This is a genomic window from Streptomyces sp. NPDC029216, assembly GCF_040648015.1.
Classification (GTDB): Bacteria; Actinomycetota; Actinomycetes; order Streptomycetales; family Streptomycetaceae; genus Streptomyces.
On sequence record NZ_JBEZWL010000116.1, the window covers coordinates 1 to 23,454 of the forward strand.

Annotated in this window: 21 protein-coding genes; 11 read left to right on the top strand and 10 right to left on the bottom strand. The window is 73.3% G+C overall.

The genetic code is table 11. From position 1 onward, the window contains the following. Window positions 1-52: 52 nt before the first annotated feature. Window positions 53-841, bottom strand: a complete 789-nt coding sequence (locus AB0F18_RS29955) for a hypothetical protein (RefSeq protein ID WP_362066272.1) — start codon at window positions 839-841, stop codon at window positions 53-55. Between the two features lie 13 nt (window positions 842-854). Next, on the bottom strand, window positions 855-1,472 hold the full coding sequence (locus tag AB0F18_RS29960; protein ID WP_362066274.1) for a papain-like cysteine protease family protein: 618 nt from the start codon (window positions 1,470-1,472) through the stop codon (window positions 855-857). A gap of 237 nt (window positions 1,473-1,709) precedes the next feature. Here AB0F18_RS29960 and AB0F18_RS29965 point away from each other — a divergent pair, with 237 nt between their 5' ends. Continuing rightward, a complete protein-coding gene (locus AB0F18_RS29965) occupies window positions 1,710-2,669 on the top strand; it encodes a hypothetical protein (protein ID WP_362066276.1) in 960 nt (319 codons plus the stop codon). Between the two features lie 29 nt (window positions 2,670-2,698). Here AB0F18_RS29965 and AB0F18_RS29970 read toward each other — a convergent pair whose 3' ends face one another. Continuing rightward, on the bottom strand, window positions 2,699-3,130 hold the full coding sequence (locus tag AB0F18_RS29970; RefSeq protein ID WP_362066278.1) for a Rieske (2Fe-2S) protein: 432 nt from the start codon (window positions 3,128-3,130) through the stop codon (window positions 2,699-2,701). An 83-nt stretch (window positions 3,131-3,213) separates the two neighbouring features. Between AB0F18_RS29970 and AB0F18_RS29975 the strand changes: the two genes are divergently transcribed. Then, window positions 3,214-4,101: a carbohydrate kinase gene (locus AB0F18_RS29975; RefSeq protein WP_362066280.1), complete on the top strand. Its 888-nt coding sequence runs from the start codon at window positions 3,214-3,216 to the stop codon at window positions 4,099-4,101. Here AB0F18_RS29975 and AB0F18_RS29980 read toward each other — a convergent pair. Further along, window positions 4,091-4,699, bottom strand: coding sequence for a TetR/AcrR family transcriptional regulator (locus AB0F18_RS29980; RefSeq protein WP_362066282.1), 609 nt, complete (start codon window positions 4,697-4,699; stop codon window positions 4,091-4,093). The two genes, AB0F18_RS29975 and AB0F18_RS29980, sit on opposite strands and share 11 nt — an antisense overlap. 65 nt (window positions 4,700-4,764) lie before the next feature. Here AB0F18_RS29980 and AB0F18_RS29985 point away from each other — a divergent pair, with 65 nt between their 5' ends. Further along, window positions 4,765-5,418 (top strand): SDR family oxidoreductase, encoded by a 654-nt coding sequence (locus tag AB0F18_RS29985; RefSeq protein WP_362066284.1) that lies wholly within the window; start codon window positions 4,765-4,767, stop codon window positions 5,416-5,418. A gap of 223 nt (window positions 5,419-5,641) precedes the next feature. Here AB0F18_RS29985 and uvrA read toward each other — a convergent pair whose 3' ends face one another. Next, on the bottom strand, window positions 5,642-8,578 hold the full coding sequence (gene uvrA / locus AB0F18_RS29990) for an excinuclease ABC subunit UvrA (RefSeq protein ID WP_362066286.1): 2,937 nt from the start codon (window positions 8,576-8,578) through the stop codon (window positions 5,642-5,644). Window positions 8,579-8,766: 188 nt separating this feature from the next. On the opposite strand from uvrA, the gene AB0F18_RS29995 reads away from it, so the two are divergent. From AB0F18_RS29995 to AB0F18_RS30005, 3 genes are all read left to right on the top strand, one after another. Then, entirely contained in the window at window positions 8,767-9,462 is a 696-nt protein-coding gene (locus AB0F18_RS29995) for a maleylpyruvate isomerase family mycothiol-dependent enzyme (RefSeq protein ID WP_362066288.1), read from the top strand. A 9-nt stretch (window positions 9,463-9,471) separates the two neighbouring features. Continuing rightward, entirely contained in the window at window positions 9,472-10,128 is a 657-nt protein-coding gene (locus AB0F18_RS30000) for an MBL fold metallo-hydrolase (protein WP_362066290.1), read from the top strand. 165 nt (window positions 10,129-10,293) lie between these two features. Next, complete coding sequence (locus AB0F18_RS30005) at window positions 10,294-11,610, top strand: MFS transporter (protein ID WP_362066310.1); 1,317 nt, start codon at window positions 10,294-10,296, stop codon at window positions 11,608-11,610. Window positions 11,611-11,629: 19 nt separating this feature from the next. Here the strand turns inward: AB0F18_RS30005 and AB0F18_RS30010 are convergent, their stop codons facing one another. From AB0F18_RS30010 to uvrB, 4 genes are all read right to left on the bottom strand, one after another. Further along, window positions 11,630-12,631, bottom strand: coding sequence for a TerC/Alx family metal homeostasis membrane protein (locus AB0F18_RS30010; protein ID WP_362066292.1), 1,002 nt, complete (start codon window positions 12,629-12,631; stop codon window positions 11,630-11,632). Between the two features lie 272 nt (window positions 12,632-12,903). Next, complete coding sequence (locus tag AB0F18_RS30015) at window positions 12,904-14,874, bottom strand: TerD family protein (RefSeq protein ID WP_362066294.1); 1,971 nt, start codon at window positions 14,872-14,874, stop codon at window positions 12,904-12,906. 35 nt (window positions 14,875-14,909) lie between these two features. Continuing rightward, window positions 14,910-15,488 (bottom strand): TerD family protein, encoded by a 579-nt coding sequence (locus AB0F18_RS30020; RefSeq protein ID WP_362066295.1) that lies wholly within the window; start codon window positions 15,486-15,488, stop codon window positions 14,910-14,912. A 78-nt stretch (window positions 15,489-15,566) separates the two neighbouring features. Further along, window positions 15,567-17,726 carry an excinuclease ABC subunit UvrB gene (gene uvrB, locus AB0F18_RS30025; protein WP_362066297.1) on the bottom strand — a complete coding sequence of 720 codons (2,160 nt, stop codon included), beginning with the start codon at window positions 17,724-17,726 and terminating at the stop codon, window positions 15,567-15,569. A gap of 267 nt (window positions 17,727-17,993) precedes the next feature. Here uvrB and AB0F18_RS30030 point away from each other — a divergent pair, with 267 nt between their 5' ends. The 3 genes from AB0F18_RS30030 (at window position 17,994) to AB0F18_RS30040 (ending at window position 21,099) form a co-directional block, all read left to right on the top strand. Continuing rightward, the gene (locus AB0F18_RS30030) at window positions 17,994-18,896 is read left to right on the top strand and encodes a glycerophosphodiester phosphodiesterase family protein (RefSeq protein ID WP_362066299.1); all 903 of its coding nucleotides are present in this window, start codon (window positions 17,994-17,996) and stop codon (window positions 18,894-18,896) included. A gap of 147 nt (window positions 18,897-19,043) precedes the next feature. Further along, window positions 19,044-19,607 carry a methylated-DNA--[protein]-cysteine S-methyltransferase gene (locus AB0F18_RS30035; RefSeq protein WP_362066301.1) on the top strand — a complete coding sequence of 188 codons (564 nt, stop codon included), beginning with the start codon at window positions 19,044-19,046 and terminating at the stop codon, window positions 19,605-19,607. A gap of 184 nt (window positions 19,608-19,791) precedes the next feature. Further along, window positions 19,792-21,099 (top strand): MFS transporter, encoded by a 1,308-nt coding sequence (locus AB0F18_RS30040; protein WP_362066303.1) that lies wholly within the window; start codon window positions 19,792-19,794, stop codon window positions 21,097-21,099. Window positions 21,100-21,107: 8 nt separating this feature from the next. Here the strand turns inward: AB0F18_RS30040 and AB0F18_RS30045 are convergent, their stop codons facing one another. Continuing rightward, window positions 21,108-21,482, bottom strand: a complete 375-nt coding sequence (locus AB0F18_RS30045; RefSeq protein ID WP_362066305.1) for a cupin domain-containing protein — start codon at window positions 21,480-21,482, stop codon at window positions 21,108-21,110. A 158-nt stretch (window positions 21,483-21,640) separates the two neighbouring features. Here AB0F18_RS30045 and AB0F18_RS30050 point away from each other — a divergent pair, with 158 nt between their 5' ends. Together AB0F18_RS30050 and AB0F18_RS30055 are read left to right on the top strand one after the other, a co-directional pair. After that, entirely contained in the window at window positions 21,641-22,573 is a 933-nt protein-coding gene (locus tag AB0F18_RS30050) for a pseudouridine-5'-phosphate glycosidase (RefSeq protein WP_362066306.1), read from the top strand. Beyond that, window positions 22,570-23,454, top strand: an 885-nt coding sequence (locus AB0F18_RS30055) for a PfkB family carbohydrate kinase (RefSeq protein ID WP_362066308.1), incomplete at its 3' end; no start/stop codon positions are given. The genes AB0F18_RS30050 and AB0F18_RS30055, both read left to right, overlap by 4 nt.

Sequence of the window (23,454 nt, forward strand, 5' to 3'; positions counted from 1 at the left end):
GGGGGCCGCCCGGGGGGCCCCCCCGGGCCGGGACCCCACGGGGGACCCGGGGTCAGACCCCAGCGGTGCGGCGCCGTCGCAGCAGGACGGCGGCCCCCGCCGCGCCCAGCGCCAGCGCCCCGGCGCCGCCGGCGAGCACCGCCCCCGGCCCCCCGGCGGCACCGTCACCGTCACCGCCGACGGGCTCGGCGAAGCCCCCCGCCAGGCCCCGCTCCGCATACGCGGACCCCGGCAGCTTGTCCCCGTACGCCTTCACGACCCGTGCCCGGTACGCCCCGAGCGAGACCCCGGCCGGGCCCACGGCCCGCACCGCGTCCTCGTCCAGCGGCAGCACCCGCTCGCCCCCGGCGACGTACCACGCGTCGATCTGCGGCTCGCGGAACACGGTCCCGCCGGGCAGTTTCCCGGCCCCGAGCCGCGCGTAGCGGAACTCGTCGTCGCCGGTGGCGATGTTCACGACCTGCCACCCGGCCCCGGTCCTCGCGGTCCACAGGGCCGCCTTCTGCCCGTCCGAGGAGACGGCCTCGCTCGCCAGGAACTCCAGCCGGGCCACCGGCGCCCCGGCCTTCCCGGCGACGAACTCCGGCGCCAGATAGCTGACGGGGATCGCGTCCCCCTCGATCCGGGGCTGCGCGGCGGCCGCCGACACCTTTCCCTCCCGCGCGAAGAAGCGCGACAGGGTCGCCAGGGTGTCCGGTGCGGCTGCGGCCTCGTGCGCGGCGGCCCTGTTCTCGGCGGTGGCGGCCTGCGGCTGCGGGACGGGCGCGGCGGCGGCCTGCCCGCCCAGGGCGGCGAGGAGGGCGACGGCCGCGAGGCCCACGGCGGCGGCGCGTGCGGTCATGGCGGTCACGCGGTCACGCCCCGATCCGGTAGAGGGAGTGGGTCCAGGAGAAGGTGTCGTTGTCCACGTACCAGGCGTGGGAGGCCCAGTTGTAGCGGTCGTTCGAGGGCCACGGGTCGCCCCAGTAGACCCAGCTGTCGGCGGTGTCGTAGCCGTAGAGGACGTGCATGTGGCCGCCGCCGTTGGACCACTGGATCCGGGTCTCGACCGGCCGGTCGGCGTTGATCTCGGTCTGGACCGTCGAATACTGCAGCCAGCCGGTCACGTACCGGCCGGAGCTGATGCCGGCCCAGCCGAGGGCGGTCTGCACGTTCCCCAGGGTGGCCTGGTTGTTGGGGCACTCGGTGCCCTGCTGGCGGTTGAAGGCGGCGTTGCAGAACTGGTTCTGGCTGTAGTTGCGGCCGAACCAGGTGGCGATGGTGTTGCCGCCGGCGGCCCAGCACCAGTTGGTCTTCTGCTGCGCCTGCATGGTGATGTTCAGCCGCTTGTACGCCAGTGCCGATGCGGTGCCCGGGTCGGCGGACGGGGCGGCGGTGGCGGTACCGGCGCCGATGCCGACGGGCAGCAGTACGAGCAGCAGGGCGGATATCAGGGAGGCGGCCGGGGAAAGCCGCCCTCTTCTGTTGCGCATCGCGTTCCTCCCGAGGTGGGGACTCGTCGAGGTGGGGTGGGGGGAGCGCGTCCGGACGCTGTGGAGGAGCATCAGGGTGTTGTCGCGATCAGGTCAACACGCTTCAATACGCGGTGACATTGCAGTGTGAACGGTGGGGCTGCGGTGTGAACGGTTGCTGCCGTTCCACCAGGTCTCCCCGAGCCACGGCCCGGACCCCCACCCCGGTCGCGTGTGAACGTTCACAGAGGAGTCGCCATGCGGCCGACCGGCGGCGTGCCAGGCACGGCGGAGACGGCGGACCCGGCAGATCTCGCACAACTGCTGCGCAGCGGCCCCTTCCACCTCGCGCTGCGCGCCGCCCTGGCCGCGCGCGGGCTGCCCCTGCACCGGGTGCAGCACCGGCTCGCGGTGCGCGGCATCAAGCTCGGGGTCACCAGCCTCAGCTACTGGCAGCAGGGTGCCCGCCGCCCGCGCCACCGGGAGTCGCTGCGGGCCGTCTCCGCCCTGGAGGAGATCCTCGAACTCCCCCGGGGCTCCCTCCTGCGCCTGCTGTCCGACCCGGACCCCGCCCCCGGCCCCGCCCGCCCGGCCGCCCGCCCGTACCGGGCGCTGATGGACGTCGGCACGGCGGTGGAGCGGCTGCTGGAGGGGATGGAACTCCCGGCGGACGGCGGCCTGCACTCGGTCGGCCACCACGAGCGGGTCCGTATCGGCCCGGCCGGCGAGCTGCGCACGCGCGAGTCCCAGCAGATCGTCCGGGCCCACCGCGACGGGGTCGACCGCTACCTGGCCGTCCACCACGGCGACCCGGGCTGCGACGCGGCCCGGGTGGAGGTGACGGCGTACGAGAACTGCCGCACGGGCCGCGTCCGCTGCCACCCGGAGGCCGGGGTGGTGGTGGCGGAGCTGCTCTTCGACGCGCGGCTGCGGCGCGGGGACACGTACGTCTTCGGCTACGGCATCGAGGACGGCACGGGCGCGCGCAGCACGGAGTACGTACGCGGCTTCAGCTACGCGGGCGGCCAGTACATGCTCCAGGTCCGCTTCGACGAGGCGGCCCTCCCGGTCCGCTGCCACCGCTTCGCCCGCACGGGCCCGACGGCCCCCCGCACTTCCCTGGCCGACCTGACCCCGAGCGGCCGCCACCGCGCGGTCCACCTCGTGGAACAGACGGTCCGCCGCGGGATCCTGGGCATCGCCTGGGACTGGGAGTAGCGGGTTGGCGGGCTCGGCCCGGGGGCGGGTCAGCCCGCGATGAGCTTGCCGTTCTCCGCCTTGACCGGGACGGCCGGCAGGGGGTCGGAGGCCGGGCCGCGCAGGACCTTGCCCGTGGTGACGTCGAAGCGGCTGCCGTGGCAGGGGCAGTTGCCCTCGCCCTTGTCGATCTTGTCGAGGACGCAGCCGGCGTGCGTGCACTGGGCGCTGAACGCCTTGTACTGGCCCTCCGCGGGGCAGCTGACGACGAGCTTCTGCTCGCGGAACAGCTTCGCGCCGCCGACCGGGACGTCCGCGGCGGCGCCCAGCTCGACCGGCGCCTTCGGGACGGCGGGGCCGCCCGCGCCGCTGTTGCCCTCGGTCGAGCAGGCGGTGAGCGCCGTCCCCGCGCCCACTGCCCCGGCGAGCGCGGCGGCGCCCTTGAGGACGGTACGGCGGGCGGCGGGCTGCGACGCGGACATGCGCTTCTCCTGGCACGAGGTGACGGGGCCCCGGGCGGGGCCCTCCCGACGATACCGGCGCCCGATGGGATAGCTTCCCCCGCGTGATCGTCGTCGGTGGAGAAGCCCTGATCGACCTCGTGCCCCTGGCCGAGCCGCCGGGCGCGCTGCTGCCCCGGCCCGGGGGCGGACCGTACAACACCGCGCTGGCGCTGGGCCGGCTCGGGGCCGAGGTCGCCTTCTGCTCCCGGGTGTCGGCGGACGGCTTCGGCGAGGGGCTGCTCGCCCGGCTGCGGGCCGCGGGGGTGGACCTCTCGCTGGTGCAGCGCGGGCCCGAGCCGACCACGCTGGCCGTGCCCTCGCTGGGCCCGGACGGCTCGGCCGTGTACGGGTTCTACGTCGAGGGCACCGCCGACCGGCAGTTCGCCCTGCCGCCCGCGCTGCCGGCCGGTGCCCGGGCCCTGGCGCTCGGCACCTGCTCGCTGGTCCTGGAGCCGGGCGCGAGCGCGTACGAGGCCCTGCTGCGGCGGGAGTCGCGGCGCGGACTGCTGACCCTGCTCGACCCCAACGTCCGCCCGGCGCTGATCGCCGACCCGGCCGGCTACCGGGAGCGGTTCCTGGGGTGGCTGCCGTACGTGTCCGTGCTGAAGCTGTCCGAGGAGGACGCGGACTGGCTGGGCGGCCGGCCCTCGGACTGGCTGGCGGCGGGCCCGTCGGCGGTGGTGCTGACCCGGGGTGCGGCGGGGCTGACGGTGTGGACCTCGGACGGCGCGGAGCACAGTGCGGCGGCCCGTCCGGTGGCCGTCGCCGACACGATCGGCGCGGGCGACACCGTCAACGCGGCGCTGCTGCACCGGCTCGTGGGCGTCACGGACCCCGGGACGGCGGACTGGCCGGCGGTGCTCGCCTACGCCGCCCGGGCGGCCGCGCTGACCTGCACCCGGGCGGGCTGCGAACCGCCGTACGCGGCCGAGCTCGGCCTCAGCCGATAGCGGCCCACAGGGTCCGGGCGAGCGCCGGGGCGAACTCCTCGACCGGCTGGACCACCTCGGCGCCGGAGAAGTGCAGGAAGAACGCCCGCTGGAAGCAGGCTCCGAGCAGCAGCGCCGCGGCGGCCCGGGGGTCGGCGCCGGCCCGCAGCCGGCCGGCCTCGAGCTCCCGGCGCAGCCGGCCTTCGAGGGCGTCCAGCACCACGTGCGGGCCCGCGCCGATCTCCTGGACGCCCTCGCGGTGGCGGGTCAGCAGGGCGGGTTCGGCGAACAGCGAGGCGGCCATCGGCATGGCCTCGGCGTAGAAGAGCGAGGCGTGCCGGGCGATGTCGGCGAGCGCCTCCTGGAGGGTGCGCTCGCCGGGGTCGCCGCCCAGGGCGGCCATGAGCGGGCCGGCGTTGGGGGTGCGCTCCATCAGCACCCGTACGAACAGCTCTTCCTTGTTGGCGTAGTGCTTGTAGAGGGCTGCCTCCGAGCAGCCCGCCTCGCGGGCGATGGCCTTGGTGGTGGTGTTGGCGAGGCCGATGGTGCGCATGAGGGTCTCGGCGGCGTCCAGCAGCCGCTCGGAGGCGGGCCGGCCGCTTGACTTCGGGGTGGGCATTCACTCACCCTAGTGGACAGAGGGGTGAGTGAATACTCACCCACCATCTTCGACGGGGATCCACGATGAAGATCACGGTGTTCGGAGCGACGGGCGGCGTGGGCCGCGAGGTCGTACGGCAGGCCCTCGCGGCCGGCCATGAGGTGACGGCGGTCGTCCGCGACCCGGCGCGGCTGGAGGTGCCGGCGCAGGAGCGCCTGCGGGTGGCGGTGGTGGCCGACCTGACGGACGGGTCGGCGCTGGTGCCGGTCCTGGCGGGGCGGGACGCGGTGGTCTCGGCGCTGGGCGCCGCGAACAACAAGCAGGCCCGGCTGGCGCCGGTGACCGGGCCGGCCCTGCGGTCGGTCGTGGCGGCGATGGATCGGGCCGGGGTGAGCCGGCTGACGGCGGTCAGCGCGGCGCCGCTGGGGCCGGACGCGGAGGGGGACGGGGTGCTGCTGCGGAAGGTGGGGTACCCCCTGCTGCGGTGGGCGCTGCGGGACCTGTACGCGGACCTCGCGGTCATGGAGTCCGTCATCGCGGAGGCGAGCGGGCTGCGGTGGACGGTGGTCCGGCCGCCGCGCCTCCTGAACCGGCCGGGGACGGGGCGCTACCGGCGGGCCCTCGACGCCAATGTCCCGGGCGGCCGCGTGATCGCCCGCGCGGACGTGGCGACGGCCCTCCTGGACGCCCTGACCGACCCGTCGACGACGGGCCACGCGGTGGGCGTCGCCGCGTAGCCGCTGCGTCCCAGGGGCGCTGCCCCTGACCCCGATACCGTGCGCTCCGCGCCCGGTGCGCTCAAACGCCGCGCGGGCTGTTTATAGCCCCGCCGGCGTTTGAGGCGCCGGGTCTGGGGCGGAGCCCCTGGGAACTGGGGGCTCCTCCCAGCGGTAGCTGGGGGAGGAAGGGCGGGGCGGGGAGACGGCTCCGCGCAGCGGCACCGCACCCCCGCCCCGCGGACTACGCCTTGCGCACCGCGCGGGCGGCCCGCTTCGCCGGAGCCGCCTTCTTCCGCGCGGCCCGCGCCGCCGGCACCGGCGCGGCGTCAGAGATCCGCTCCGCCCCCAGGATGTCCCGCAGGAACTTCCCCGTGTGGCTGGCGCCCACCGACGCGACCTGCTCCGGCGTGCCCTCGGCGACGACGAGACCGCCGCCGTACCCGCCCTCGGGCCCCATGTCGACGACCCAGTCCGCGGTCTTGATGACGTCCAGGTTGTGCTCGATGACGATCACCGAGTTCCCCTTGTCGACCAGCCCCGACAACACCTTGATCAGCTTCGAGATGTCCTCGAAGTGCAGACCGGTCGTCGGCTCGTCCAGCACGTACACCGTCCGCCCCGTCGACCGCTTCTGCAGCTCCGACGCCAGCTTCACGCGCTGCGCCTCGCCGCCCGACAGGGTCGGGGCCGACTGCCCGAGGCGGACGTAGCCGAGTCCGACCTCCGTCAGCGTCTTCAGGTGCCGGGCGATCGTCGGGACCGCCTCGAAGAACTCCAGCGCCTCCTCGATCGGCATGTTCAGGACTTCCGCGATGGACTTGCCCTTGTAGTGGACCTCCAGCGTCTCCCGGTTGTACCGGTCGCCGTGGCAGACCTCGCACGGGACGTACACGTCCGGCAGGAAGTTCATCTCGATCTTGATCGTGCCGTCGCCGGAGCAGTTCTCGCAGCGGCCGCCCTTGACGTTGAAGGAGAAGCGCCCCGGCAGGTAGCCGCGCACCTTCGCCTCCATCGTCTCCGCGAAGAGCTTGCGCACGTGGTCAAAGACGCCCGTGTACGTCGCCGGGTTGGACCTCGGCGTCCGGCCGATCGGCGACTGGTCGACATGGACGACCTTGTCGACCAGGTCGTCGCCCTCCACCCGCGTGTGCCGCCCCGGCACCGACCGCGCGCCGTTCAGCTCGCGCGCCAGGTGCGTGTACAGGATGTCGTTGACCAGCGTGGACTTGCCGGAGCCCGACACGCCCGTGACCGCCGTGAGGACGCCCAGCGGGAAGGACACGTCGATGTCCCGCAGGTTGTTCTCCTTGGCGCCGTGGACGGTGAGCCTGCGCTCGCCGTTCACGGGCCGGCGTACGTCCGGCACGGGGATGGACTTCTTGCCGGACAGGTACTGGCCGGTCATCGACTCGCCGTTCTTCAGCAGCTCCTTCAGCGAGCCGCTGTGCACCACCTTGCCGCCGTGTTCGCCGGCGCCCGGGCCGATGTCCACGACCCAGTCGGCCACCTTGATGGTGTCCTCGTCGTGCTCGACGACGATCAGCGTGTTACCCATGTCCCGCAGCCGCACCAGCGTCTCGATCAGCCGGTGGTTGTCGCGCTGGTGCAGGCCGATGGACGGCTCGTCCAGGACGTACAGCACGCCGACCAGGCCGGAGCCGATCTGCGTGGCCAGCCGGATGCGCTGGGCCTCACCGCCCGACAGGGTGCCGGCGGCGCGGTTGAGGGAGAGGTAGTCCAGGCCCACGTCGACGAGGAAGCGCAGCCGCTCGTTGACCTCCTTGAGGACCCGCTCGGCGATCTTCTTGTCGCGGGCGTCGAGCTTGAGCCGCCCCAGGAAGTCCGCGCACTCGCTGATCGACATCGCGGCGACCTCGGCGATGGACCGCTCCATCACCGTCACCGCGAGCACGATCGGCTTGAGCCGGGTGCCCTCACAGGTCGGGCAGGGCACCTCGCGCATGTAGCCCTCGAAGCGCTCGCGGCTGGCGTCGCTCTCCGACTCGGAGTGCCGCCGCTTGACGAAGGGCACGGCGCCCTCGAAGGCCGTGGTGTACGCGCGCTCGCGCCCGTACCGGTTGCGGTAGCGGACCTCGATCTGGGTCCTGTGCCCGTACAGCAGGGCCTTCTTGGCGCGCTGCGGCAGCCCGGCCCACGGGATGTCGGTCCGGAAGCCCAGCTCCTCGGCGAGGGCGCCGACCAGCCGCTGGAAGTAGTCCTTGGTGTGGCCGAGCGACCAGGGCGAGACCGCGCCCTCGTCCAGCGACTTGTCCTCGTCCGGGACGATCAGTTCCGGGTCCACCTCCATGCGCGTCCCGATGCCGGTGCACTCGGGGCAGGCGCCGAAGGGCGAGTTGAAGGAGAAGGAGCGCGGCTCCAGCTCCTCGAAGGACAGGTCGTCGTACGGGCAGTAGAGGTGCTCGGAGTACATCCGCTCACGCTCGGGGTCGTCCTCGGCGAGGTCGACGAAGTCCAGGATGACCATGCCGCCGGAGAGGCCCAGCGCGGTCTCGACGGAGTCGGTGAGCCGGCGCTTGGCGCTGTCCTTGACGGTGAGGCGGTCGATGACCACCTCGATGGTGTGCTTCTCCTGCTTCTTCAGCGTGGGCGGCTCGGAGAGCTGGATGGTCACGCCGTCCACCCGGGCACGGCTGTAGCCCTTGGTCTGCAGGTCGGCGAAGAGGTCGACGAACTCGCCCTTGCGCTCGCGGACCAGCGGGGACAGCACCTGGAAGCGGCTGCCCTCGGGGAGCGCGAGGACCTTGTCGACGATGGCCTGCGGCGACTGCCGGGAGATCGGGCGGCGGCACTCGGGGCAGTGCGGCTTGCCGATGCGGGCGAAGAGCAGGCGGAGGTAGTCGTAGACCTCGGTGATGGTGCCGACGGTGGAGCGGGGGTTGCGCGAGGTGGACTTCTGGTCGATCGAGACGGCCGGGGAGAGGCCCTCGATGAAGTCCACGTCGGGCTTGTCCATCTGCCCCAGGAACTGGCGGGCGTACGACGAGAGCGACTCGACGTAGCGGCGCTGGCCCTCGGCGAAGATCGTGTCGAAGGCCAGGGAGGACTTGCCCGAGCCGGAGAGTCCGGTGAAGACGATGAGGGAATCGCGGGGCAGGTCGAGCGAGACGTTCTTCAGGTTGTGCTCGCGAGCGCCACGAACGATGAGACGGTCGGTCACGCCGGTCCGCACCTTTCTTGAGAGAGCGGGGGCACGGGCCCCCGGCTGTCCAGGGTATGGGGGGCGCCTCTGCGATGGAGTAGGTCTGGACTTCCGAGCGTATAGCACGCACATTCGATTTACGGCACGCGCAAGAGGGCTTCACCCGATCGTGTGGCCGCGGGCTCCCGAGGACTAGGCTCGGATCCATGACTGATCATGTGCACGACCTGGCCTCTGTACGTGAAGCCACCGAACGGCTGCTGAACGCGGTCGCGAAATTGGACAACGCCTCCCTCTCCGAGGAGTCACACCTCCCGGGCTGGACCCGCGGCCACATCCTGGCCCACCTGGCGCGCAACGCCGACGCCCTCGTCAACGTCCTCGAGGGCCGCCCCATGTACGAGAGCGCCGCCGCCCGCGACGCGGACATCGAGCGCGACGCAGGCCGGCTCCTGGAAGAACACCTGACGGACCTCCGTGATTCCGGGGCCCGCTTCCTCGCCACCACCGAGCCCGCCCAGGACTGGCAGCGCACCGTCGAGCTGCGCAACGGCGTCACCGACCTCGCCTCGAACGTGCCGTTCCGCCGGCTCGTCGAGGTCGAGCTCCACCACGTCGACCTGAACGTCGGCTACGAGCTCTCCGACCTCCCGGATGAGTTCACCGACCAGGAGATCGCCTTCCTCGCCGACCGCTGGTCCGGCCGCCCCGAGGTCCCCCCGGTCACCCTCACCGGCCCCGACGGCGAGCACGTCGCGCGCACGGGCGGCACGGAGGGCACCCCGGTGACCCTCAGCGGCCCCAAGGACGAGCTCCTCGGCTGGCTGGCCGGCCGTGGCCGCAAGGGCGCGGGCCTCGCCGTCGTGGCGGGCGAGGGCCTGCCCGGACTCCCCGCGCTCTAGGATGCCGATATGACGTACAGCGGAGCGGTCAAGGTCGGCGGTCCCGCCGACGTGCACGAACTCGCGGACCTGATGATCTCCAAGGTCGCGGTGGGTTCCATGAACAACAACGCGTACCTGCTGCGCTGCCGGACCACCGGCGAGCAGCTCCTGATCGACGCGGCGGCCGAGCCGGACACGCTGCTGGGCCTGATCGGCGACGACGGCATCGCGTCGGTCGTCACCACCCACCAGCACGGCGACCACTGGGGCGCGCTCGCGGAGGTGGTGGCGGCGACCCGCGCGCGCACGTACGCGGGCGCCCAGGACGCGGAGGGCATCCCCGTCGCCACGGACGTCCTGGTCGGGGACGGGGACACGATCACCGTCGGGCGGGTCTCCCTGACCGCCCGCCACCTGGTCGGCCACACCCCCGGCTCCATCGCCCTGATCTACGACGACCCGCACGGGCACCCGCACGTGTTCACCGGCGACTGCCTCTTCCCCGGCGGCGTCGGCAACACCGGGGGCGATGCGAAGAACTTCGCCAGTCTCATCGACGACGTCCAGCACAAGCTCTTCGAGCAGCTGCCGGACGAAACCTGGGTCTACCCGGGCCACGGGAACGACACCACGCTCGGCGCCGAGCGGCCCCACCTCGAAGAATGGCGCGAGCGCGGCTGGTGACCCGCCGGCGCACGGCCCGCCGTCAACACGGCGCGGCCATGCGCTCCTTCCGGTCGACCTCGACCGAACGCATGTCCCGAGGAGGCGGGCTGGGGTAGTTGCTGCACCATGCAACAGGACCTCTCCCCGCCTCCCGTCCCCTCCTCCGGCGCCGCCGCCCCCTCGATGCTGCGGCTCGCCCTGGCCTCCCTGGTCGGGACCGCCATCGAGTTCTACGACTTCTTCGTCTACGGCACGGCCGCCGCCCTGGTGCTCGGCCCGCTGTTCTTCCCCTCCTTCTCCGCGCTCGCGGGAACCCTCGCCGCCTTCGGCACGTTCGGCGTCGGCTTCCTCGCCCGTCCGCTGGGCTCCGTCGTCTTCGGCCACATCGGCGACCGCTACGGCCGCCGCCCGGTGCTGCTCGCCTCGCTGCTCCTGACGGGCCTGGCCACGGTGGCGGTCGGCTGCGTGCCCTCGTACGCCTCCATCGGCATCGCCGCGCCGGTCCTGCTGCTCCTGCTGCGCTTCCTCCAGGGGCTCGGGCTCGGCGGGGAGTGGGGCGGGGCGGTGCTGCTGACCGCCGAGCACGCCCCCGAGGGGCGGCGCGGGCTGTGGTCGAGCTTTCCGCAGATGGGCCCGGCGGCCGGGTTCCTACTGGCCAACGGCCTGACGCTGGCGCTGTCCGGGGTCCTGAGCGACGCGCAGTTCACCGCCTGGGGCTGGCGGGTGCCGTTCTGGTGCGCCGGACTGCTGGCGCTGGCCGGGCTGTGGCTGCGCCGCTCGGTGGAGGAGACCCCGCAGTTCCGCGCCCTCACGGAGACCGGGCGGCGGGCCGAGGCCCCGCTGCCGGAGGTGGTCCGCGGCCACTGGCGGCTGCTCCTGCTGACCGGCGGGGCCATGTCGGTGGGGTACTCCGTCTTCTACGCGGTCACCACCTGGTCGCTGTCCTACACCACCGGGCGCCTCGGCATGGACCGCACCCTGATGCTGGCCGTGGTGATGGCGGCCGTCCTGCTGATGGGGCTGGTGACGGCTCCGCTGGCGGCGCTCGGCGACCGCTGGGGGCGGCGGCCGATGTGCCTGGCCGGCAGTGCGGCGTGCGCGCTGTGGATGTTCCCGTTCGTGGCCCTGCTGAGCAGCGGGGACCCGCTGCTGGTGACGGCGGGGTGCGCCGGCGGCCTGCTGGCGATGGTCCTGATGTACGCCGTGGCGGGCGCCTACCTGCCCGAGCTGTACGCCCCGCGGATCCGCTGCACGGGCGCGGCCGTCGGCTACAACCTGGGCGGGGTGCTGGGCGGGGGGCTGACCCCCGTCGTGGCGACGGCCCTGGCGGACGGCTCCGGGACACCGTGGGGCGTGGCGGTGTACCTGACGGTGGTCGCGCTGGTCAGCCTGGGCTGCTTCGCCCTCCTCCCGGAGACCCGTACCGCCCCGGCGCGGGCCCGGGGCGGTACGGAGGCGGACGCCGGGGCGGGGGCGGCCGGGGCGGCCGCCCCCGCGTAGCGCCGCGGGGCGGGCGGGGTCAGGCGTCGACGCGCTTCGTCTCCTCGGCGCCGGCTTCGGCCGCCGCCTGCTTCTTCGAGGCGATCAGGCTGGTGATCGTGGTGATCACCAGGACGCCGCAGATGACGCCCAGGGAGACCGGGATGGAGATCTGCGGGACGTGCACCCCGGACTCGTGCAGGGCGTGCAGCACCAGCTTGACGCCGATGAAGCCCAGGATCACGGACAGGCCGTAGCTGAGGTGGACCAGCTTCTTGAGCAGGCCGCCGATCAGGAAGTACAGCTGGCGCAGACCCATGAGGGCGAAGGCGTTGGCGGTGAAGACGATGTACGGGTCCTGGGTGAGGCCGAAGATCGCGGGGATGGAGTCCAGGGCGAACAGGACGTCGGTGGTGCCGATGGCGAGCATGACCACCATCAGCGGGGTCATGATGCGCTTGCCGTTGGTGCGGAGGAAGAGCCTGGTGCCGTGGTAGCGGTCGGCGACGCCGAACTTCTTCTCGATCGACTTGAGGAGGCGGTTCTCCTCGAACTCCGCCTCTTGAGGAGACGCAGCCTCCTCGCCCTTGCGGGCCTCCTGGATCAGCTTCCAGGCGGTGTAGATCAGGAAGGCGCCGAAGAGGTAGAAGACCCACGAGAAGGTGGTGATGATCGCGGCGCCGGCGGCGATGAAGATCGCGCGCAGGACCAGGGCGATCAGGACGCCGACCAGCAGGACGCGCTGCTGGAGGTGGGAGGGCACCGAGAACTTCGCCATGATCAGGACGAAGACGAAGAGGTTGTCCACGCTCAGGGACTTCTCGGTGATGAAGCCGGCGAAGAACTCCTGGGAGGCCTGGGCGTTGCCGAAGAACAGCAGGCCGAGGCCGAACAGCGCGGCGAGGACGATCCAGACGACCGTCCAGATGCCCGCTTCCTTGATGGACACGTCATGGGGCTTGCGGCCGATGAAGAAGTCGGCGCCGATGAGGATGCCCAGACCGATGATGGTCAGCACCCATAGGGTCAACGAAACGTCCACGGTATTCACGCCTCCGGCGGATGGCTCAGCACTTGGTCAGCGTCATCGCTGCCGGAGGTCTCTTCCACCCGGGCGGCTCGTGGGCCGCGGGCCGGCGCCCCGGGACCGCTCGGTTCGCATGAATCGAGCGGTCCGTACTGACGGGAACGCCGCGCAGGAAATAGCAGGAATACTCCCCTCCGCAGGTCTCAGCGTACCCGCGGAAGGGGCCAAAGGTAAAGGGATCCCCAAAGAGGGGTCACCGGAAGGTCATCGACCGGTCATGGAACCGCCTACGGCCGGCCGCTCCCGCGGGCCTGCGCGACGCGCTCCAGGGCCTGGTCGAGTACCCCGCTGCCCTGGGGCGGCAGGTCCGGCTCGAAGGTCCAGGCGTGCTGGACCCAGGGGTCGGCGAGGTGGTTGTCGGGTACGGGCGACAGCCGCATCAGCGAGCGCCACAGCGGGTCCAGCAGCGGCCCGTACGCGGAGGCCTCGTCGCGGTCGGCGACCATCAGCAGGTGCACGCCGACCGCGGGGCCCTCGTCGGCCAGGTAGCGCAGCTGGGTGACGGCGCGGTCGTCGAAGCCGTGCGGGAAGTCGTGGACGATCAGCAGCTGCTCGGCCGGGTCCAGGTCGGCGGGCAGGTCCTCGGGCGCGCCGGCGCGCAGCGCCATCTGTACGAGGTCCACGCGCCGGGTCAGCCGTGCGAGGGTCTCCGCGACCCCGGCGGCGCCCGCGGCGGGCGGAGCGGCCAGCACCCCGGCGCGTACCAGCGGGGCCAGCGAGGCGGAGCCCGCTCCGGCGGCGTCGATGACGTGGACGGAGAAGCGGTCGGCCGGGTGGACGGCGAGCAGCCGGGCGGCGTGGGCGACGGCCATGTCCATGGCGGCGCGGCGCAGCCGGTCGGTGTCCATGGTCATGGCGGCCTCGGAGCCGGTGCGGCCGTTGTCGATCCACAGGCCGCGCTCCAGCGGGAGCCGCATCAGCATGGGGATCTTCAGGCCGGGCTGCTCGGGCAGGCTGAGGTTGCCCAGGCGCAGGGCGAGCGGCCCCTCCTCGGGGGTGTTCCGGCCGTGCCAGACGGGGTTGTCCCAGCGGGCGTACGCGGCCGGCAGCGCGGGTTCGACCACCTCGGACTCGGCGGTGAGCTGGGCCAGGTCCCGGTCGAGGACGGCGCGGGCCTGGGCGACCAGGTCGTCGCGGCGGGCCCGGGCGGTCTCGCGGGCGTCACCGCCGGAGCCTCCGAGGCGGTGGCGGGGGTCGGACAGGGCCTCGTCCAGCTCGCGGTCGAGCCGGGAGTCGGCGAAGTCGACGGCGCTGCGGTAGGCGGCGACGGTGCGGGCCAGGTCCTCGAACATGCCCCAGACCTGGTTGTAGAGCCGCTCGTCCATGGACCAGCCGGCGGCGTCCCCGGCGACGGGGACCGGGGGCCCGTCGGGGTCGGAGGGGGCGGCTGCGGGGCGGGGTGCCGGCTCGGGTGCCTCGGCGGTGGTGCGGCGCCGGCGCGGGTGGGCGTAGTCGATGGCGGGCCGGCCGTCGGCGGGCTCCGCCGGGGCGGGGCCGGGCGTGCCGGCGTAGGGGATCCCGGAGACCGGGATCGGGTCCGGCGCCGGCGGCTCGGGGGCGGTCGCGGGCGGCTGCGGGGCGGTGTGGTGCGCGGTGTCGCGCTCCTGGGCGTGCGGGGGCAGGGAGGCGAGGCTGCGGTCGCTCCCGCCGGTACGGGCGGCCGTGCGCAGGGCCTCGTCGGCCAGGGCCGCGGCGTCCGGTGCGGGCAGTCCCCCGTCGGCGAGGAGGGCGGTGAGTCCGCCGGCGTAGCCCTGGCCGACGGCCCGGACCTTCCAGGCGCCCTGGCGCCGGTAGAGCTCCAGCGTGACCAGGGCGGACTCGGTGTCCAGTCCGGCGACGGCGAAGGAGGCGAACTCGGTCCCGTCCTGCTCGGCGATCACCACGTGCGGGGGCGGGACGGCGCCGAAGTCCTGGGGGCCGCCGGGCGGCAGGACGAGGAGCACGGCGATCCGGTGGACCTCCGGCGCGACGGCGTCGAGGTCGACGGCCAGGGTGTGCCGTTCGGCGGGCTCCCCGGGGATCCGGACCCCCGCGTGGGCGGGGGCTCCGGGGTGCGCCAGGGCGCCGGGGCCGGGGAGCCGGCCCTGTTCGTCCGCCAGGGAGGCCAGTGCGAGCACGGCGGTACCCGCCGAGACCCTGACCTCCACCCGGCTGTGGGACACGGGGTGGTTCTGCCCCCGGACCAGTTCGGCCGTCATCGTGCAGCCCCTCCCCCGTGCCTTCTTCTCTTGCTTTACAGGTGCGGCAGGATCGCCGGCATCAGGTCCTGGAAGGTCCGGCCGTTGGCCGGGGTGCCCAGGGCGGTCATCTGCCAGCCGCCGCCGGCGCGGGACACCTTGGCCATGATCTGCGCGGTGTACTGGCCGCCGCCGTCGAGGGTGTAGCGGGCCAGTTCCTGGCCGTTGGTCTCGTCGACGATGCGGCAGAACGCGTTCTGCACTTCCTGGAAGGTCTGGCCGGTGAACGAGTTCACCGTGAAGACGATGGTGTCGATGTGCACCGGCACGCGCTGGAGGTCGACGAGGATGGCCTCGTCGTCCCCGCCCTGGCCGACACCGCCGACGAGGTTGTCTCCGGTGTGCCGGACGGAGCCGTCGTCGCTCTGCAGGTGCCGGAAGAACACCACGTCCACGGGCTGCTTGTCGGCGAAGAGCACTGCCGAGGCGTCCAGGTCGATCTCGCGGGTGCGCGAGCCGAACAGCCCCCGTCGCTTGGCAGCCTGCCAGCCGAGGCCCATCCGGACCGCGGTCAGCGTGCCGCCGCCCTTCTTCTCCAGACTGATGGCCTGACCCTTGGTCATGTTGACCGTCACGCGCGTCCCCTCTCCATAGCCACCCCCAGGCAAGCGTGTGCCTGCGGCTGTTTCCACACCCTACTGACCGCCCCCGGGTCAGGCGAGGCCCGCTTCCCGCATCTGCCGGAGCTCCTTCTTGAGCTCGCTCACCTCGTCCCGGATCCGGGCCGCGACCTCGAACTGGAGCTCGGCGGCCGCCCCCCTCATCCGCTCGGTCATCTGCTCGATGAGCTCCGCCAGTTCGGCGGCGGGACGGTCCGTGAGCACCTCGGCGGCCTTGGCCCCCTTCGCCCCCTTGGCGCCCTTGGCTCCCTTCCCGGCCTTGGCCGGGGCGGCCGCGCCGAGCGCCGGGACCGGCGCCTTGGCGCCCTTGCCGTCCTTGCCCTGCCGGTAGCCGGTGCCGAGCAGCTGTTCGGTGTCCAGCTCCTCGCGGGCGATGGTGGCGACGATGTCGTTGATCTTCTTGCGGAGCGGCTGCGGGTCGATCCCGTTGGCCGTGTTGTACGCGATCTGCTTCTCGCGGCGCCGGTTGGTCTCCTCGATGGCCTTCTCCATCGCCGGGGTCATCTTGTCCGCGTACATGTGGACCTGGCCGGAGACGTTGCGCGCGGCGCGGCCGATGGTCTGGATGAGGGAGGTCCCGGAGCGCAGGAAGCCCTCCTTGTCGGCGTCGAGGATCGCGACGAGCGACACCTCGGGCAGGTCGAGCCCCTCGCGCAGCAGGTTGATGCCGACCAGCACGTCGTACTCGCCGGAGCGCAGCTCGCGCAGCAGCTCGATGCGGCGCAGCGTGTCGACGTCGCTGTGCAGGTAGCGGACCTGGATGCCGAGCTCCAGGAAGTAGTCGGTGAGGTCCTCGGCCATCTTCTTGGTGAGGGTGGTGACCAGGACGCGCTCGTCCTTCTCCACCCTCTGGCGGATCTCGTGCACCAGGTCGTCGATCTGACCCTCGGTGGGCTTGACGACGACTTCGGGGTCGACGAGGCCGGTGGGGCGGATGATCTGCTCCACGAAGCCGTCGGCGCGCGAGAGCTCGTAGTTTCCGGGGGTGGCCGACAGGTAGACGGTCTGGCCGATGCGCTTCTGGAACTCCTCCCACTTCAGCGGCCGGTTGTCGAGCGCGGACGGCAGCCGGAAGCCGTGGTCGACGAGGGTCCGCTTGCGCGAGGCGTCGCCCTCGTACATGGCGCCGATCTGCGGCACGGTGACGTGGGACTCGTCGATGACGAGGAGGAAGTCCTCGGGGAAGTAGTCGATGAGCGTGTTGGGCGCGGAGCCGCGCTCGCGGCCGTCCATGTGCAGCGAGTAGTTCTCGATGCCGGAGCAGGAGCCGATCTGGCGCATCATCTCCAGGTCGTACGTGGTGCGCATGCGCAGCCGCTGCGCCTCCAGCATCTTGCCCTGCTTCTCCAGCTCGGCGAGGCGCTCGGCGAGCTCCGCCTCGATGCCCGCGATGGCCTTCTCCATGCGCTCGGGGCCGGCGACGTAGTGGCTGGCGGGGAAGACGTACAGCTCGCGGTCCTCGCTGATGACCTCGCCGGTCAGCGGGTGCAGGGTGGAGAGGGCCTCGATCTCGTCGCCGAACATCTCGATGCGGACGGCCAGTTCCTCGTAGACCGGGAAGATCTCGATGGTGTCGCCGCGCACCCGGAAGGTGCCCCGGGTGAAGGCCACGTCGTTGCGGGTGTACTGGATGTCGACGAAGCGGCGCAGCAGCTGGTCCCGGTCGATCTCCTCGCCCACCTTGAGGGGGACCATCCGGTCCACGTACTCCTGTGGGGTACCGAGGCCGTAGATGCAGGACACGGAGGCGACGACGATCACGTCACGCCGGGTGAGCAGCGAGTTGGTCGCGGAGTGGCGCAGCCGCTCCACCTCCTCGTTGATCGAGGAGTCCTTCTCGATGTAGGTGTCCGACTGCGGAACGTAGGCCTCGGGCTGGTAGTAGTCGTAGTACGAGACGAAGTACTCGACGGCGTTGTTCGGCAGCAGCTCGCGGAACTCGTTCGCCAGCTGGGCGGCGAGGGTCTTGTTCGGCGCCATCACCAGGGTCGGGCGCTGGAGCTTCTCGATCATCCAGGCGGTGGTCGCCGACTTGCCGGTGCCGGTCGCACCGAGGAGGACGACGTCCTTCTCACCTGCGCGGATGCGCTTCTCCAGCTCGGCGATGGCCGCCGGCTGGTCGCCGCTGGGCTGGTAGGGGCTGACGACCTCGAAAGGCGCCACCGTGCGTTCGATCTTCGATACGGGCCGCATGACTCCACCGTACGGCCCCCCACTGACACTCGGGCGCCCGCACGCGCCCCGCGCCGGCCGGGGGGCGGCCGCCGGGTCCCCGACGGGTCCGTCGGACGGAGCGGGCCTCCCCCTTTCTGGTCCGTTTGTCGTAGTTCGGTGGCGTCCGCGTGATCTTCGAGCCCATGATCGCGGTGAACGCTCCGCCGTGAAGTGCACCGCCACAAAGTCTGCCGCTCCGCACCCCTCTGACGCAGGAACAGGGCTCACGACCCGAGGAGAACGCACATGTACGTCCGATCCGCCACCGCGGCAGCCGCCGCCGTCCTGGGCTTCACCCTGACCGTGCTGGGTGGGACGGCGTCGCCCGCCGTCACCGGCCCCGGATCCGCCACCGGCGCGACGGGGCTCCTGGGTCCCACCGTGTACGCCCACCGGGGGGCGTCCGCGTACGCCCCGGAGAACACCCTCGAAGCGATCGGCCTGGCGAGGCGGCTGGGGTTCGACTGGGTCGAGAACGACGTCCAGCGGACCAAGGACGGCGAGCTGGTGGTGATCCACGACGACACGCTGGCCCGCACCACCGACGTCGAGCAGGTCTTCCCCGACCGCAAGCCCTGGCGGGTCAAGGACTTCACGGCGGCGGAGATCGCCCGGCTGGACGCGGGGAGCTGGTTCTCCCCGCGTTTCGCCGGCGCCCGGGTGCCGACCCTGCGGGAGTACATGGAGGGGGTCCAGGACAACCGGCAGCGGCTCCTGCTGGAGATCAAGAAGCCGGAGCTCTACCCCGGGATCGAGGAGCAGACGCTGAAGGTCCTGGAGGAGACCGGCTGGCTCGACTTGCAGCACGTCTCGCGCCGCCTGGTGGTGCAGAGCTTCAGCGCCGACTCCGTGCGCACCGTCCACGGACTGCGCCCCGACCTGGTCACGGCCTTCCTGGGTACCCCGGCGGTGGCCGACCTGCCCCGGTACGCCGAGTTCACCGACCGGATCAACCCGTGGCACACGACGATCTCCGCCGACTGGGTGGCGGCGGTGCACGGGCTGCGCGGCGCCCACGGCAAGGTCATGGAGGTGGACACCTGGATCGTGGACGACGCGCCCACGGCCCGGAAGGTCCGCGAGATGGGGGTGGACGGGATCATCACGAACGCGCCGGACGTCGTACGGGGGGCCGTGGGCGGCTACTAGGGTCTGTCGTCAAAGTCCCGTCTGCCCCGCGACGCCTGCCGGGCGACCACGGGACTTTGACGACAGACCCTAGGACGGGCTCCGGCGGACGGGGGCCCTCCGCCGGGCGCGGGCCGCGCTGTCGGTGGGGCGCCGTACGGTGGGTGCGTGGACAGCACCGAGCGGCCCCGCGGGCCGCACCTCGAATGGACCGTCCTCCCCAGCGAGATCGGTCCCCTGCTCCTGGCCGCGACCCCCGAGGGTCTGGTCCGGGTGGAGTTCCATGCCGGGCCCGACCGGGTCGACCGGATGATCGGCGCACTGGTCTCACGGCTCGGCGCCGACGCCTGGCGGCCGGACCCGGGCCGGGAGGTGCTGCTGGCCGAGCCGATACGCCAGCTGAAGGCGTACTTCGCCGGGACGCTGCGCCGCTTCGACCTGCCCCTGGACTGGCGGCTCAGCTCCGGCTTCAACCGCCAGGTGCTGCTGGAGCTCGACCGCTCGGTGCCCTACGGCTCGGTGGTCGGGTACGGGGAGCTGGCGGCCCGGGTCGGGCAGCCGGGGGCGGCCCAGGCCGTGGGCAACGCCATGGGGTCGAACCCGCTGCCGCTGGTGGTGGCCTGCCACCGCGTGGTGGAGAACGACGGGGGCATCGGGGGCTTCGGGGGCGGGGTGGAGACCAAGCGGACCCTGCTCGCGCTGGAGGGCGTCCTCCCGCAGCCCCTCTTCTAGCCCGTTCCCCTCATCCAGCCCGCTCCCCTCATCCCGCCCGTTCACCGGCCCCGCGTTACCCGGTTCCCCCGGGAGGTAAGGGGTGGGACACTGCGGCGGTGACTACTGCTGCCGCCTGCGGCCCCACCGCGTACGGTCCCGCCCCGGACGTCCCGCCCGCGCGCCCGCGACGGGGGTGTCCGGCGTGACCGCCTCCCCCGCGACCCCGCCCGCGGCCTCACCCGCCGCCCCGGGGGCCGCTTCGCCCGTCGACGCGGCGGAGCTGCCCCGCATCCGGCGCCGGATCTCCGCGGTACTGATCGCCGGCCAGATGCTGGGCGGCCTGGGCGTGCCCATCAGCATCGCCCTGGCCCCCGTACTGGCCACCGAGATCAGCGGCACCGAGGCCCTGTCCGGCTTCGCCTCCACCGCCGCGGTGATCGGCACCGCCCTGGTCTCCCTGCCGCTCGCCGCCCTGACGACCGCGCGCGGGCGCCGGGCGGGGCTGGTGGCGGGCTACGCGATCGGCACCCTCGGGGCGGCCCTCGTCGTCCTGGCCGCGTCGGTGAAGAGCTTCCCGCTGCTCATGCTCGGCATGGCCGCCTTCGGCGGCGCCTCCGCCGCCAACCTCCAGGCCCGCTTCGCCGCCGCCGACCTCGCCGCGCCCGACCGGCGGGCCCGCGCGATCTCGGTGGTCGTCTGGGCCTCCACCATCGGCGCGGTCCTCGGCCCCAACCTCTCCGCCCCCGCCAGCGACAGCTTCGCCGGCACCTCCATACCCCAGACTGCGGGGCCCTTCGTCTGGGCCGCCGCCGTCTTCGTCCTCACCGGGACGCTGCTCGGCGTACTGCTGCGGCCCGACCCGCTGCTGACCGCCCGGGCGCTGGCCGCGCCCGGGGAGGAGTCCCGCCAGGGCCGCTCGCTGCGCGCCGGGCTCGCGGCCGTCAAGGCCTCGCCCCGGGCCCGGCTCGCCCTGCTCACCGTCGCGGTGTCCCACACCACCATGGTCTCGATCATGGTGATGACCCCGGTCGACCTCGGCCACCACGGGGCGGACCTCAAGCTGGTCGGACTGGTGATCAGCGGCCACATCGCGGGCATGTTCGCCTTCTCGCCCGTCATGGGCTGGCTCGCCGACCGGCTCGGCAGGTTCTCCGTGATCGGCCTCGCGGCCGGGCTGCTCTCGGTCGCCGCCCTGCTCGCCGGCACGGCCGACGGGAACCACGCCCAGAGCGCGGCCGGACTCTTCCTGCTCGGCCTGGGCTGGTCCGCCGGCATGGTCGCCGGCTCGGCGCTGCTGACCGACTCGGTGCCGCAGCCCGCACGGGCCGCCGTACAGGGCCTGAGCGACCTGACGATGAACGCGGCGGCCGGCGTCGGCGGCGCCGCGGCCGGTCTGGTCATGTCCCAGGCCGGCTACGGCTGGCTGAACGCCATCGGCGCCTCGCTGCTGCTGCCGATGGCGGCACTGGCCCTGTTCACGGCCCGGCGCCACCCGGCCGCCGCGCAGTAGGGCGGCCGTCAGAGGTTGATGTGGTAGGCCTTGCGCAGCGTCTCGCGGACCGTCCAGGTGGTGCGGTCGCCCTCGCGCAGCACGCAGGCGGAGCCGGGGCCCACCTCCAGCGTCGCGCCGCCCTCGACCTCGACGGTGGCGCGGCCGCTGACCACCACGAACAGCTCGTCGGCCTCGGTGTCGGTGACCACCCCGGGGGTGATCTGCCAGATGCCCCGGATCTGGGAGCCGTCCTCGGACTCCCAGAGCACCTTGCCCGTCACCACCGGGGTGCCGGAGACGATCCGGGCGGGGTCGAGGTCCTCCGCCTCCAGCTCTCCGTCGGGGACGTCCGCGACGGAGACGGCGAAGGAGGCGGGGACGCTGTGGTCGCTGGTGCTCATGGTGCGCCAGCCTAGGGCCGCCGTACCGGCCGCGGGGTGATCAGAGCGTCCAGCGCGGGCGCGGCGTACGCGTCACTCCGTCGAGCCGGGGGGCGGCTTCGCGCCGGAGTGGGGAGGGGCGCGTTTGGGGGCGCGCGTCCCGTGCCATGGATGGGGACATGCCACAGCACAGAGCATCCGAGGTCCCGGTCCTGTCGGAAGAGGTCCGCGAAGCGCTCGCCGCGCGCAGGCCCGTCGTCGCCCTGGAGTCGACGATCATCGCGCACGGCCTGCCCCGGCCTCGCAATCTGGAGGTGGGCCTGGAACTGGAGGAGCTGGTCCGGTCGGAGGGCGCGGTTCCGGCGACGATCGCGGTGCTGGACGGCGTGGCGTACGCGGGCCTGGACAAGGCCCGCCTGGAACGGATCGCGGCGGGCGAGGGCGTGCGCAAGCTCGGCCACCGCGATCTGGCCCCGGCCCTCGCGACGGGCGCCACGGGCGCCACGACGGTCTCGGCGACGGCCCTCCTGGCCGCGCGGGCCGGCCTGCGGGTCTTCGCCACGGGAGGACTGGGCGGCGTGCACCGCGAGTTCGCGGAGACCCAGGACGAGTCGGCGGACCTGTCGCTGCTGGCGCGGACCCGGATCACGGTGGTGTGCGCGGGCGTGAAGTCGATCCTGGACGTCCCCGCGACGCTCCAGCGGCTGGAGACGCTCGGGGTGGGGGTCGTCGGCTACCGGACCGGGTCCTTCCCGGGGTTCTACCTGGCGGACTCGGGCGAGCCGGTCGACTGGACGGCGGACGGGCCGGAGGAGGTCGCGCGGATGATGGCCGCCCAGGACGCCGTGGGCGGCCCGGAATCAGCCCTGGTGGTGGCCAACCCGGTCGCCGAGGAGGAGCAGTTGGACCCGGGGCTCCACGACCGCGTGCTGGCGCAGGCCCTGGCCGAGTGCCGGGAGCGCGGGATCACGGGGCAGGCGGTGACACCGTTCCTGCTGGGGTTCCTGGTACGGGCGACGGGCGGGGCGTCGCTGGAGGCGAACCTGGCGGCGGTACGGGGCAACGTCCGGCTCGGGGCCCGGATCGCCGGGGCGTGGGCGGCCCTGGCATGACGGCGGCACCGGAGGCTCCGGGGGCGCTGCTGGTCGTCGGCGACGTGGTCACGGACGTGGTGGCGGTGCACCGGGAGCCCCTCGCCCCGGCCACCGACACCGCCGCCCGGATCCGTACCATGCCCGGCGGCGCGGGCGCCAACGCGGCCTGCTGGGCGGCCCGCACGGGCACCGCCGAGGTACGGCTGCTCGCGCGGGTCGGCTGCGAGTCGGCGCACTGGCACGAACGGGCGCTGGTCGACGCGGGGGTACGGCCCCGGCTGGTGGTGGACCCGGCCGAGCCGACGGGGACGGTGGTGGCGCTGGTCGGGGAGGACGCGGAGCGGACGTTCCTGACGGACAGCGGGGCCTCCCTGCGGCTGTGCCCCGCCGACTGGGCGCCCGCGCTGCTGGACGGGGCGGCGCACCTCCACCTGTCCGGCTACCTGTTCTTCGCCGAACCCAGCCGGGAGCTGGCCCTGGTGGCCCTGCGGGCCGCGCGGACGCGGGGGGTTCCGGTCAGCGTGGACCCGGCGTCGGCGGGCTTCCTGGCCGGGCTGGGTCCCGAGGCCTTCCTGGCGGCGGTGGCGGGGGTCGGGACCCTCCTGCCGAACGAGGACGAGGCCCGGCTGCTGGCCGGCCTGCCGGACACGGCCCGGGCGGCGGAGGCGCTCAGCCGGCGGGTGCCGCTGGTGGTCGTCACGCGGGGTACGGGCGGGGCGCTCGTCGCCGAGGGCGGGCGGATCACCGCCGAGGTCGAGGCGGAGCCCGCGGACGCGGTGGACACGACGGGGGCGGGCGACGCGTTCACCGGGGGCTTCCTGGCGGCCCGCCTGTCCGGCGCCGCCCCAGCGGCCGCGGCCCGCGCGGGCTGCCAGGCGGCCGCCCAGGCCATAACCCGC

Coding starts and splice junctions, on each gene's coding strand:
- AB0F18_RS29970 (WP_362066278.1), bottom strand. CDS start 3,130: ATGTCCGCGTCGCAGCCCGCCGCCCGCCGTACCGTCCTCAAGGGCGCC.
- AB0F18_RS30000 (WP_362066290.1), top strand. CDS start 9,472: ATGACGTACAGCGGAGCGGTCAAGGTCGGCGGTCCCGCCGACGTGCAC.
- AB0F18_RS30030 (WP_362066299.1), top strand. CDS start 17,994: ATGTACGTCCGATCCGCCACCGCGGCAGCCGCCGCCGTCCTGGGCTTC.
- uvrB (WP_362066297.1), bottom strand. CDS start 17,726: ATGCGGCCCGTATCGAAGATCGAACGCACGGTGGCGCCTTTCGAGGTC.
- AB0F18_RS29965 (WP_362066276.1), top strand. CDS start 1,710: ATGCGGCCGACCGGCGGCGTGCCAGGCACGGCGGAGACGGCGGACCCG.
- AB0F18_RS29980 (WP_362066282.1), bottom strand. CDS start 4,699: ATGCCCACCCCGAAGTCAAGCGGCCGGCCCGCCTCCGAGCGGCTGCTG.
- AB0F18_RS29955 (WP_362066272.1), bottom strand. CDS start 841: ATGACCGCACGCGCCGCCGCCGTGGGCCTCGCGGCCGTCGCCCTCCTC.
- AB0F18_RS30005 (WP_362066310.1), top strand. CDS start 10,294: ATGCTGCGGCTCGCCCTGGCCTCCCTGGTCGGGACCGCCATCGAGTTC.
- AB0F18_RS30015 (WP_362066294.1), bottom strand. CDS start 14,874: ATGACGGCCGAACTGGTCCGGGGGCAGAACCACCCCGTGTCCCACAGC.
- AB0F18_RS29985 (WP_362066284.1), top strand. CDS start 4,765: ATGAAGATCACGGTGTTCGGAGCGACGGGCGGCGTGGGCCGCGAGGTC.
- AB0F18_RS29995 (WP_362066288.1), top strand. CDS start 8,767: ATGACTGATCATGTGCACGACCTGGCCTCTGTACGTGAAGCCACCGAA.
- AB0F18_RS29960 (WP_362066274.1), bottom strand. CDS start 1,472: ATGCGCAACAGAAGAGGGCGGCTTTCCCCGGCCGCCTCCCTGATATCC.
- AB0F18_RS30045 (WP_362066305.1), bottom strand. CDS start 21,482: ATGAGCACCAGCGACCACAGCGTCCCCGCCTCCTTCGCCGTCTCCGTC.
- AB0F18_RS30050 (WP_362066306.1), top strand. CDS start 21,641: ATGCCACAGCACAGAGCATCCGAGGTCCCGGTCCTGTCGGAAGAGGTC.